The 10744-nt window shown below is 72.4% G+C and carries 9 protein-coding genes; 8 read left to right on the top strand and 1 reads right to left on the bottom strand.

What is annotated here, in order from left to right:
- The first annotated feature begins 132 nt into the window (after nucleotides 1-132).
- Complete coding sequence (locus ACLQ2W_RS07120) at nucleotides 133-1932, top strand: alpha-amylase family glycosyl hydrolase (RefSeq protein WP_425785711.1); 1800 nt, start codon at nucleotides 133-135, stop codon at nucleotides 1930-1932.
- A 55-nt stretch (nucleotides 1933-1987) separates the two neighbouring features.
- Here the strand turns inward: ACLQ2W_RS07120 and ACLQ2W_RS07125 are convergent, their stop codons facing one another.
- Complete coding sequence (locus ACLQ2W_RS07125) at nucleotides 1988-2575, bottom strand: TetR/AcrR family transcriptional regulator (protein ID WP_425785712.1); 588 nt, start codon at nucleotides 2573-2575, stop codon at nucleotides 1988-1990.
- A gap of 99 nt (nucleotides 2576-2674) precedes the next feature.
- Here ACLQ2W_RS07125 and ACLQ2W_RS07130 point away from each other — a divergent pair, with 99 nt between their 5' ends.
- The 7 genes from ACLQ2W_RS07130 to ACLQ2W_RS07160 all read left to right on the top strand — a co-directional run bounded on the left by ACLQ2W_RS07130 (nucleotide 2675) and on the right by ACLQ2W_RS07160 (nucleotide 10671).
- The gene (locus ACLQ2W_RS07130; protein WP_425785713.1) at nucleotides 2675-3664 is read left to right on the top strand and encodes a hypothetical protein; all 990 of its coding nucleotides are present in this window, start codon (nucleotides 2675-2677) and stop codon (nucleotides 3662-3664) included.
- 57 nt (nucleotides 3665-3721) lie between these two features.
- Nucleotides 3722-4063: a hypothetical protein gene (locus ACLQ2W_RS07135; protein WP_091061503.1), complete on the top strand. Its 342-nt coding sequence runs from the start codon at nucleotides 3722-3724 to the stop codon at nucleotides 4061-4063.
- A 276-nt stretch (nucleotides 4064-4339) separates the two neighbouring features.
- Nucleotides 4340-5413 (top strand): BMP family lipoprotein, encoded by a 1074-nt coding sequence (locus ACLQ2W_RS07140; RefSeq protein ID WP_405094136.1) that lies wholly within the window; start codon nucleotides 4340-4342, stop codon nucleotides 5411-5413.
- A gap of 263 nt (nucleotides 5414-5676) precedes the next feature.
- The gene (locus ACLQ2W_RS07145) at nucleotides 5677-7227 is read left to right on the top strand and encodes an ABC transporter ATP-binding protein (RefSeq protein WP_425786023.1); all 1551 of its coding nucleotides are present in this window, start codon (nucleotides 5677-5679) and stop codon (nucleotides 7225-7227) included.
- A complete protein-coding gene (locus tag ACLQ2W_RS07150) occupies nucleotides 7224-8582 on the top strand; it encodes an ABC transporter permease (protein WP_425785714.1) in 1359 nt (452 codons plus the stop codon). The genes ACLQ2W_RS07145 and ACLQ2W_RS07150 overlap by 4 nt, the downstream gene beginning before the upstream one ends.
- 2 nt (nucleotides 8583-8584) lie before the next feature.
- Entirely contained in the window at nucleotides 8585-9865 is a 1281-nt protein-coding gene (locus tag ACLQ2W_RS07155) for an ABC transporter permease (RefSeq protein WP_425785715.1), read from the top strand.
- A gap of 89 nt (nucleotides 9866-9954) precedes the next feature.
- Entirely contained in the window at nucleotides 9955-10671 is a 717-nt protein-coding gene (locus ACLQ2W_RS07160; protein ID WP_425785716.1) for a cytidine deaminase, read from the top strand.
- The last annotated feature ends 73 nt before the right edge of the window (nucleotides 10672-10744 follow it).

The following is a 10744-nucleotide window of genomic DNA, read 5'->3' on the forward strand; positions in this document are numbered from 1 at the left end:
TTTTTTTAGCCCGCGCGGGGGGGGGGGGGGCGCTCCCGGGGGGGTTGTGGGGGGGGCCGGGGCGGGGGGGGGGCCCCCCCCCCGCACGGGTGCCCGCCCACTCCCTGTCGGTACGACGCGAAAGGCCGCAGCATGTCCCTTCCACCGCACCACGACGGCTCCGCCACCTACGTCCCGGAGCAGGAGCCCGCGCTCGGGCAGACCGTCCCCGTCTTCGTCCGGGTGCCGGCCGGCGCCGGCGTCGACCAGGTGCACGTGCGCACCACCGGCGACGGCGAGCCGCACTTCGCCGAGGCGGTGGTCGACCGCACCACGAACGGTGACGTGTGGTGGCGGGCCGACGTCGAGGTCCGCAACCCGGTCAGCAACTACCGTTTCCTGCTCGACGGCGGGGCCGGCGCCCGCTGGCTCAACGCGGCCGGCACCGCCCACCACGACGTGCCGGACCACGGCGACTTCAAGCTGGTCAGCTACGCGCCGCCGCCCGCCTGGGCCCGGGACGCGGTGATCTACCAGATCTTCCCGGACCGGTTCGCCCGCTCGGCCGCGGCGGACGGGCGCACCGCGCCGGACTGGGCCATCCCGTGCGACTGGGACACGCCGGTGATCGGGCGCGGCCCGGAGACGCCCCGCCAGTTCTACGGCGGCGACCTGGACGGCATCACCGAGCGCCTGGACCACCTGGACCGGCTCGGCGTCAACACGGTCTACCTCACCCCGATCTTCCCGGCCCGCTCCAACCACCGGTACGACGCGTCCAGCTTCGACACCGTCGACCCGCTGCTCGGCGGCGACGCGGCGCTGGTCCGGCTCGCCGACGCGGTACGCGCCCGGGGCTGGCGGCTGCTCGGCGACATCACCAGCAACCACACCGGCGACGCGCACCGCTGGTTCACCGCCGCGGTGTCCGACGTCGACGCGTCGGAGCGGGACCTGTACTACTTCGACCTCCCGGGACAGGACTACGAGTCGTGGAACGGGGTGAAGTCGCTGCCGAAGCTCAACTGGGGCAGCGCCGAACTGCGCCGCCGGTTCGCCACCGCCGAGGACTCGCTGCTGCGCCGCTGGCTGCGCCCGCCGTACGGGCTGGACGGCTGGCGGGTGGACGTGGCGAACATGACCGGGCGGCGCGGCGCCGACGCGTACACCCACGAGGTGGCGCGACTGCTGCGCGAGGTGGTCGCCGAGACCCGACCGGACGCGTTGCTGCTCGCCGAGCACGGTCACGACCACACCGGCGACCTGGACCGCGACGGCTGGCACGGCACGATGAACTACGTCGGGTTCACCGACCCGGTGTGGTCCTGGCTGCGCGCGGGGGACGGCCCGGTGCCGAACTTCCTCGGCACGCCCGGCGGGGTCCGGCGGCGGGACGCGGACGCGGTGCTGGCCACCATGAACGCCTACCGGTCGTTGGTCTCGTGGCGGTCGTACACGCACTCGTGGCAGCTCCTCGGCTCGCACGACTCGGCCCGGATCCGCACCGTGGTGGGCGACGCGGCCCGGCAGGAGGTCGCGGCCGGGCTGCTCGCCACCATGCCGGGGACCCCGGTGGTCTTCGCCGGTGACGAGCTGGGCCTGACCGGCACGAACGGGGAGGGCTCGCGTACCCCGATGCCGTGGCACCGGCCGGAGAGCTGGGACCGGCGCACGTTCGACGCGTACCGGTCGCTGCTGGCGCTGCGCCGCGCCGAGCCGGCGCTGCGGCACGGCGGCCTGCGGTGGGTGCACGCCGACGCGGACACGCTGGTCTTCCTGCGCGAGGCCCCGACCGGAAGCGTGCTGGCCCTGGCCCGCCGCGCCCCCGGCACCCCGCTGCGCCTGACCGGCCTGCCGGCCGCCGAGAACATCTACGGCGGCGCCCCGGCGCTGCCCCCCGGCACGGCCACCCTCCCCGCGGACGGCCCCACCTTCCAGCTCTGGCGCTGGTGAAAGGAGGGGCCCCCGGTTAACGCATTCTGCATAACAGGGGGCCCCTCCCAACACCTCAGCGGAGCAGGGCGCGGGCGCCGGTCAGGTAGGTGGCGCGGTCGGGGGAGCCGGTGAGGATGCGCTGGGTGAAGTAGCCCGGCACCAGGCCGAACAGGGCCGCGCCGACCGCGTCGGGGTCGGTCTCGGGGGGCAGCTCGCCGGCGTCGCGCGCCCGCCGGGCGGCGGTCACGAAATGGCCGCGCAACCGGGTGTACGTGGCGGCGACGAACTCGGCCAGCACCGGGTCCCGCTGTGCCTCGCTCCACACCTGCAACGCCAGGGGCAGCACGCCGTCCGGGCCGAGTTGGCCATCGACGAAGGCCAGGGCACGCTCCAGCACCCCGGTCAGCGGCAGCGGCGGGTCGGCGGTGGACAGGTCGGCGAAGTTCTCGTCGGCGGTGCCGACGACCGCCTGGGCGATGGCCGTGATCAGGTCGTTCTTGCTGGGGAAGTAGCGGTAGACGGCGCCGACCGAGAGCCCGGCCTCCCTGATCACGTCCTGCATCGAGGTCTGGTGGAACCCGTCGCGCAGGAAGCAGCGCCGGGCCGCGTCGAGGATCTGCTGGCGGCGGGCGGCGAGGTGCTGTTCGGAGACGCGTGGCACGACACACATTCTAAAGCGAACGTTCGTTCTTGACGAACGCGTCGACGGTGGCGCACGCTCAGCTTCAAGAGAACGAACATTCGTTTTAAGGAGGCGACGATGCTCCGCTCCCGCTCGCCCTGGCCCCTCACCGCGCTGCTGGTCGGCGTGGCGGTGGTGGTGCAGGCGCTGCTCGTACCGCTGTTCGCGGCCCCTGCCGCGCACCTCGCGCCGCGCGACCTGCCGGTGGCCGTGGCCGGGCCGCCGCCCGCGGTCGCCGAGCTGACCGCCCGGCTGACCGCCGCCCGCCCCGGCGGCTTCACGGTGACCGCGCTGCCGGACGCGGCGGCGGCCGACCGGGCGCTACGCGACCGGGAGGTCTACGCCGCGTTCGTGGCCGGCCCGGACGGCGTCGCCCTGCACACCGCGCCGGCCGCCAGTCCGACCGTGGCGGCCCTGCTCACCGAGGCCGCCGGCCAGCTCTCCGCCGGCCGCCCGGTGCCGGTGACGACGGTCGTGCCGACCGACCCGGACGACCCGCGCGGGGCCGGGTTCGCCGCCGGGTTCCTGCCGTTGGCACTCACCGGCATGCTGGTCGGCGCGCTGCTCACGCTGCTGGTCGCCGGCCGCCGCGCGCGGCTGGCCGGCCTGCTCGGGTACGCGGCGCTCGCCGGCACGGCCGGTGTCACGGTGCTGCACGGCTGGCTCGGTCTGCTCGACGGCGACCCGTGGCGGGAGGCGGCCGCGATCGGTCTCTTCTCGCTCGCCGCCGCCGCCACGGTGGCGGGTCTCGGCGCGCTGCTCGGCCGCGCCGGCATCGGCCTCGGGGCGCTGCTCGTCTTCCTGCTCGGCAACCCGCTCTCCGCCGTCGCCGCCGCGCCCGAACTGCTGCCGCAGCCGTGGGGGACGGTCGGGCAGTTCCTGCCGGTCGGCGCGGGCGGCACGCTGCTGCGCTCGGCGGCGTTCTTCGACGGCGCGGGCGCCGGCCGGCCGCTGGCGGTGCTGACCGGGTACGCGCTGGTGGGGCTGGGGCTGGTGCTGGCCGGTCGGCGGGCCGGGGCCGCCGGGGAGGTGAGGGTGCCACCCGAGCCGGCCCAGGTCACGGTATGACGGCAGCTCGGCGGGGTGACTACTACGCAGTGTCGTTGATGGGGGAGGATGGCCGGCGTGGAAGCTCTTCGACTGATCCTTCTCTACGTCCATCTGATCGGCTTCGCGCTGCTGCTCGGCGGCGGGATCGCCCAGTACGTCAGCGGCCGGCTGCGGATCAACGCGGCCATGCTGTGGGGGGCGGTGATCCAGATCCTGACGGGTCTCGGGCTCTCCGCACCCCTGCGGGACGGCGACGAGCCGGCCCCGGCGAAGCTTGTTACCAAGTTGGTGCTCGCGCTGCTCATCTTCGTCATGGTCTTCTTCTCCCGTAAGCGGGAGTCCGTGAACCGGGGGCACTTCCTCGCGATCATCGGGTTGACGCTGCTCAACGCGGCGGTCGCGGTGTTCTGGCGGTAGTCCGCCGGGACCGGGAGCGGCCCCGGAAAAGGACGTTCGGGACACGCCCGTGCACCCCTACCGGCCCCAGAAGTGATCTGCCCCACGCAAGGGTTACACCGGGGTAACGGACGCTCAACAGTCGTGCACGATTGTCGGCCGGTGGGTGGGCGCGGGCGTACGCTCCCGTCCGTAACGTGGGACGCCGGCCGCACACCGCAGGCCGGCGCAAGGGCATGCGTACCGCGCACGACGCGGGCGCAATGGGAAGGAGACGTCTTGCGCTCTGTGCGTGGGATGCGGATCGCCTCCGCCTTCGTGGCGGGTGGCCTCGTGCTGGGCGCCGCCGCGTGTGGTGAGGCTCCGGACGACAAGAACGACAACGCCGGCGGCAACGGCGGCAAGAAGTACAGCGCCTGCATGGTGACCGACGTCGGCGGCATCGATGACAAGTCCTTCAACACCTCCGCCTGGAAGGGCCTTCAGGAGGCGAAGAAGGAGAACGACAACATCGAGATCAAGAACGTCCAGTCGAAGGCTGAGGCGGACTACGAGGTCAACCTGACCGGGTTCGTCAACCAGAAGTGCGACTTCATCCTGGCCGTCGGTGGCCTGATGTCGGACGCCACCAAGAAGGCCGCCACCGCGAACCCGAACCAGCAGTTCGCGATCGTGGACGCCAACCCGGGTGTGGGCAACATCTACCCGATGCAGTTCGACACCGCGCAGGCCGCGTTCCAGGCCGGCTACCTGGCCGCCGGGATGAGCAAGAGCGGCAAGGTGGGCACCTACGGCGGCCTGCCGATCCCGCCGGTCACCATCTTCATGGACGGCTTCGCCGACGGCGTGGCGTACTACAACAAGGCCAAGAGCAAGAACGTCCAGGTGCTGGGCTGGGACAAGGCCACCCAGAAGGGCTCCTTCACCAACGACTTCGTCAAGCAGGACGAGGGCAAGAAGGTCTCCGACGCGCTGGTCGCCCAGGGCGCCGACATCATCATGCCGGTCGCCGGTGGCGCCGGCCTCGGCACCACCGCCGCGGCCAAGGCCTCGGGCGGCAAGTACTCGGTCGTCTGGGTGGACGTCGACGGCTGCGAGAGCACCCCGGACTGCTCGGCGATCGTGACCACGGTCGTCAAGAACATCCCGGAGGCCGTCAAGGAGGCCGTGGTGAAGGCCGCCGGTGGCGAGAAGCTCCAGGCGCAGCCGGGCTTCGTCGGCACGCTGGCCAACACCGGTGTCTCGATCGCGCCGTACCACGACTTCGACAGCAAGGTCCCGGCGGACCTCAAGGCCGAGGTCGAGAAGATCAAGGCGGACATCGCCGCCGGCACCGTCACGGTCACCTCGAAGGCCCAGCCGACCAAGTGACCGCTCCGCCGGCCGCCGCGGTGAGATCATCGGCAGCGGGGCCGGCGGGCACCAGGTAGCACGATCCGGCCGTCCCGGGCGTACGGGGTCCGAACCCCGCGCCCCGGGGCGGCCGGTCACCTTCATCCCCCATCCCCACCCGGCGCGGTGGCGGCGCGGCAAGTCGCTACGCTGCACCATCGCTCGCACTCCAGGAGGTTGCGCTGAGACTCGAACTGCGCGGCATCACCAAGCGGTTCGGTGATCTGGTCGCCAACGACCACATCGACCTCACGGTGGAGCCTGGAGAGATCCACGCCCTGCTCGGCGAGAACGGCGCCGGCAAGTCGACCCTGATGAACGTGCTCTACGGGCTCTACCAGCCGGACGAGGGCGAGATCCTGGTCGACGGCCGCCCGCTGAAGCTGAAGGGCCCGTCGGACGCGATCGCCGCCGGGATCGGCATGGTGCACCAGCACTTCATGCTGGTGCCGGTCTTCACCGTGGCCGAGAACGTGATGCTCGGCGCCGAGCAGGTCAAGGTGCCCTTCGCCGGGTTCCTCGACCGTCGGCGGGCCCGCCGCGAGGTGGCCGAGGTCTCCGAGCGGTACAACCTCCGGGTCGACCCGGACGCGGTGATCGAGGACCTGCCGGTCGGCATCCAGCAGCGGGTGGAGATCGTCAAGGCCCTGACCCGCGACGTCGACCTGCTGATCCTCGACGAGCCGACGGCCGTGCTCACCCCGCAGGAGACCGACGAACTGCTGACCGTCATGCGGTCGCTCAAGGCCGCCGGCAAGTCGATCGTGTTCATCACCCACAAGCTGGGCGAGGTGAAGGCGATCGCGGACCGGATCACCGTGATCCGGCGCGGCCGGACGGTCGGCACCGCCGAGCCGACCGCCAGCCGGGACGAGCTGGCCGCGTTGATGGTCGGCCGCAACGTCCGGCTTACCGTGGACAAGGAGCCGGCCCGGCCGGGCAAGCCGGTCCTGGAGGTCGCCGGCCTGGTCGTCGACGACGACCGGCAGGTACGCGCCGTCGACGGCGTCGACCTGACCGTGCACGCCGGTGAGGTGCTCGGCGTCGCGGGTGTGCAGGGCAACGGCCAGACCGAGCTGATCGAGGCGATCATGGGCCTGCGCCCGACGCTCGCCGGCACGGTCAGCCTGGCCGGCGAGTCGACCCACGGCTGGTCGACGAAGAAGGTGCTCCGCGCCGGCGTCGGCTACGTGCCCGAGGACCGCAGCGTCGACGGCCTGGTCAAGGAGTTCTCCGTGGCGGAGAACCTGGTGCTGGACATCTACGACCGGCCGCCGTTCGGCAAGGGCCTGTCGCTGAAGCCGGACGCGATCGCGAAGTCGGCGAAGGAGCGGATCGCGCAGTTCGACGTCCGCACCTCGTCGGCCGACGCGGCGGTCGGCACGCTCTCCGGCGGCAACCAGCAGAAGGTGATCGTGGCCCGGGAGCTGTCCCGGCCGCTGAAGCTCCTCATCGCCGCCCAGCCCACCCGCGGCGTGGACGTCGGCTCGATCGAGTTCATCCACAGTCAGGTCATCCGCGAGCGCGACGTCGGCACCGCGGTCATGGTGGTCTCCAGCGAGCTGGACGAGGTGATCGGCCTCGCCGACCGGATCGCGGTGATGTACCGCGGCCGGGTCATCGGCATCGTCGGCCCGGACACGCCCCGCGAGGAGATCGGCCTGCTGATGGCCGGCATCACCCCGGACACCGCGGCCCCGACCGCGGACGAGGGCAGCGCCGCCGCGACCGCGGACGAGGGCAGCGCCGCCGCCCCGGCCCCCGAGGGCCCTGGCAACGAGGACGAGGCATGACGAACCCGAACCCGGCGTCGGGCTCCCCGGACAAGGAACCGGCGACCGAGGCGCAGGAAGCGCGCAGCGAGGCCCGCGCGACGCCGACCGCGCCGGCCGGCGACACCGAGCGGGCGGTCACCACCACCGCGCCGAAGCAGCCGCCGGCCGAGGGCCCCCGGCCCAGCCTGGGCCGGCTGTTCCTGGAGAACCTCTGGGCGGCCAACACGGTCACCGTGACCGTGCTCGCGGTGGTGCTGGCCATGCTGGTCGGCGCCGTGCTGATCATCGTCTCCGACCCGGACGTGCTGGCCACCTACGGCTACATCACCGCCCGCCCGGCCGACGCGCTGAACGCGAGCTGGACCGTGGTCAGCGAGGCGTACGCGAACCTGTTCAAGGGCGCGGTCTTCGACCCGGACGCGGTCGGCTTCACCGCCGCCATGGGCCCGATCTCGGAGACGCTCACCTACACCGCGCCGCTGGTCTTCACCGGCCTGTCGGTCGCGCTGGCCTTCCGGGGCGGCCTGTTCAACATCGGCGCCCAGGGCCAGGCGACCATCGGCGTCATCCTGGCCGCCGTGGCCGGCTTCGCGCTGCCGCTGCCGCCCGGCGTGCACCTGCTGGTGGCGTTGATCGCCGGTGCGCTCGGCGGTGCGCTCTGGGGCTTCATCCCGGGCATCCTCAAGGCGCGTACCGGCGCCCACGAGGTGATCAACACGATCATGCTCAACTACGTGGCGGTCTACTTCCTGTCCTGGATCATCGTCCAGAGCGGGGTGCAGAACCCGACCCGGTCGGACGCGATCAGCAAGCCGGTCGAGTCCTCCGCGCAACTGCCCCGGCTGCTCGGCGACGACCTGCGGGTGCACGCCGGCATCCTGCTCGCGGTGCTGGCCACCTGGTTCATCGCCTGGCTGCTCAACCGCTCCACGCTCGGCTTCGAGCTGCGCGCGGTGGGCGCGAACCCGGACGCCGCCCGGACCGCCGGCATCAGCGTCACCAAGACGTACGTGCTGGTGATGGTGATCGCGGGTCTGCTGGCCGGCCTCGGCGGCTCGAACATGGTGCTCGGCTCCACCGCCAACGCGCTGACCCCGCTGGTGATCGCCCAGATCGGCTTCGACGGCATCCTGGTCGCGCTGCTGGGCCGGGTCAAGCCGTGGGGCGTGCTGCTGGCCGCGCTGCTGTTCGGCGCGCTCCAGGCCGGCGGCAACCGGATGCAGTCGTACTCCGGGATCTCGCTGGAGCTGGTCACCGTGCTCCAGGCGCTCATCGTCATCTTCATCGCCGCGCCCGCCCTGGTGAAGGCGATCTTCCAGCTCCGGGCGGCCCGCGCCGCCCGGCTGCAGACGAGCCTCGCGAAGGGCTGGTGAGCATGTCCACCACCGCTGTCCCCGACGTCGCGGTCACCGCGGTCGACGAGGGTTTCTGGACGCGGGCCCGCAAGGCCGGCACCGTCCTGCTGGCGCTGGGCGTGGTCGCGGCGGTGTTGTTCGGGGCGCTCGCCACCGACCAGCAGGCCCGCTTCACGCTCAGCGAGACCGAGGGCGGCGCCGCCCTGGAGATCAACGGCACGGTCGGCGCGATCCTGTTCGGCGTCATCGCCGCCGCGGCCGGCGCCGCGTTGCTGGCCGGCGTGCCCAAGCGTTGGTTCACGCTGCTGCTCGGCGCCGGGCTGATCGCCTTCGTGCTGAGTTTCCTGTGCTGGCAGGTCTCCGCCGCCCCCGAGGGGCGCAACTTCATGCCGCTTGTCAACGTGCTGCGGGGCACGTTCATCCTGGCGCTGCCGCTGATCTTCGGCGCGCTGGCCGGTGTGCTCTGCGAGCGCTCCGGCGTGGTCAACGTGGCGATCGAGGGACAGTTGCTGATGGGCGCGTTCTCCGGCGCGCTGTTCGGCAGCATCTCCGGCAGCGTCTGGGTGGGCCTGGTGGCCGCCGCGATCGGTGGCGCGTTCATCTCGCTGCTGCTGGCCGTGTTCGCCATCCGCTACCTGGTCGACCAGGTGGTCATGGGCATCGTGCTCAACCTGCTCGCGGTCGGCATCACCGGCTTCCTCTACGAGCGGTTGATGGCGACCGACGCGGCGAAGTACAACAGCGCGCCACGCTTCAGCAACTGGGAGATCCCGCTGCTGAAGGACATCCCGCTGATCGGTCCGGCGCTGTTCCGCGGCAACATCTTCCTCTACCTGGGCCTGCTGCTGGTGCTGGTCATCCACCTGGCGCTGTTCCGCACCCGGTGGGGTCTGCGGACCCGGTCGGTGGGTGAGCACCCGACCGCCGCCGACACGCTCGGCGTGAAGGTGCTTCGGCTGCGCTACCGCAACGTGATCATGGCCGGTCTGGTGGCCGGCGTGGGTGGGGCGTCGTACACGCTGGCGCTCTACTCGTTCACCAAGAACATGATCGGCGGTAAGGGCTTCATCGCCCTGGCCGCGCTGATCTTCGGCCGGTGGAGCCCGACCGGGGCGTTGCTCGCGGCGCTCTTCTTCGGCTTCGCCGACCAGCTCGCCACCTACCTGGGCGCGATCGGCAGCAGCATTCCGAGCCAGTTCCTGGCGATGCTGCCGTACCTGGCGACGATCCTGGCGGTGGCCGGGCTGGTCGGCAGGGTGCGGGCGCCGGCCGCCGACGGCAAGCCGTACGTCAAGGGCTGACCGGTCCGACGCATCGTGCCCGGCGGGTCACCCGCCGGGCACCGTCGTCTCCGGCCGCGCCCGCGACCGATCGGCGTGAATTGGGCAGAATGGGAGTCGTGATGGACATCGACTGGGAGCGGCTGCGGGCCGCCGCCACCGAGGTGATGCGGCACGCCTACGTGCCGTACTCGAAGTTCCCGGTCGGGGCCGCCGCCCTGGTCGACGACGGCCGGGTGGTGGTCGGCTGCAACGTGGAGAACGCCGCGTACGGCGTGGTGCTCTGCGCCGAGTGCGGCGTGGTCTCCTCGCTGCACGCCACCGGCGGCGGCCGGATCGTGGCGCTGTCCTGCGTCGACGCGACAGGCGAGCCGCTGATGCCGTGCGGCCGGTGCCGGCAGCTGCTCTGGGAGCAGGGCGGGCCGGAATGCCTGATCGAGGCGAAGGGCGGCCCGCTGCGGATGGCCGAGCTGCTGCCGCACGCGTTCGACGTGGCGGACATCGAGGCGGTGACCGGCGAACATCCGGTGCCGGTGGTGCCGGACCGGCTGGCCGCCTGGCGGGGGCGCGGCACGGTGTTCGTGCACCCGGACCTCTCGGCCGGGCAGCAGGTCTGGACGGCGTACTGGGAGCGGTCGGCCGGGGACACCGAGGGCGCCGAGACCGGTGTGCTGGAGGAGGGCCCGACCTGGGACGATCCGGCCGGGGCGATCGAGTGGGGGGCGGCGCGGACGCCGCGCGTGGTCGTGGTGGACGCGTCCGGCGCGATCTTCTGGGCGGGTGAGGGTGAGCCTCCGCTGGAGATCCCTGACCGTTGGGGTGGTTGAGGTTGGGGCCTGGGCCGACCGTGCCCGGCTCCGGGCGGTCAGGCTTGATCCCTGCGCCGGGCACGGTCGGCCC

Origin of the sequence: Micromonospora sp. DT227, from assembly GCF_049841835.1 — a bacterium.
In the GTDB taxonomy this organism is placed as follows: Bacteria; Actinomycetota; Actinomycetes; order Mycobacteriales; family Micromonosporaceae; genus Micromonospora.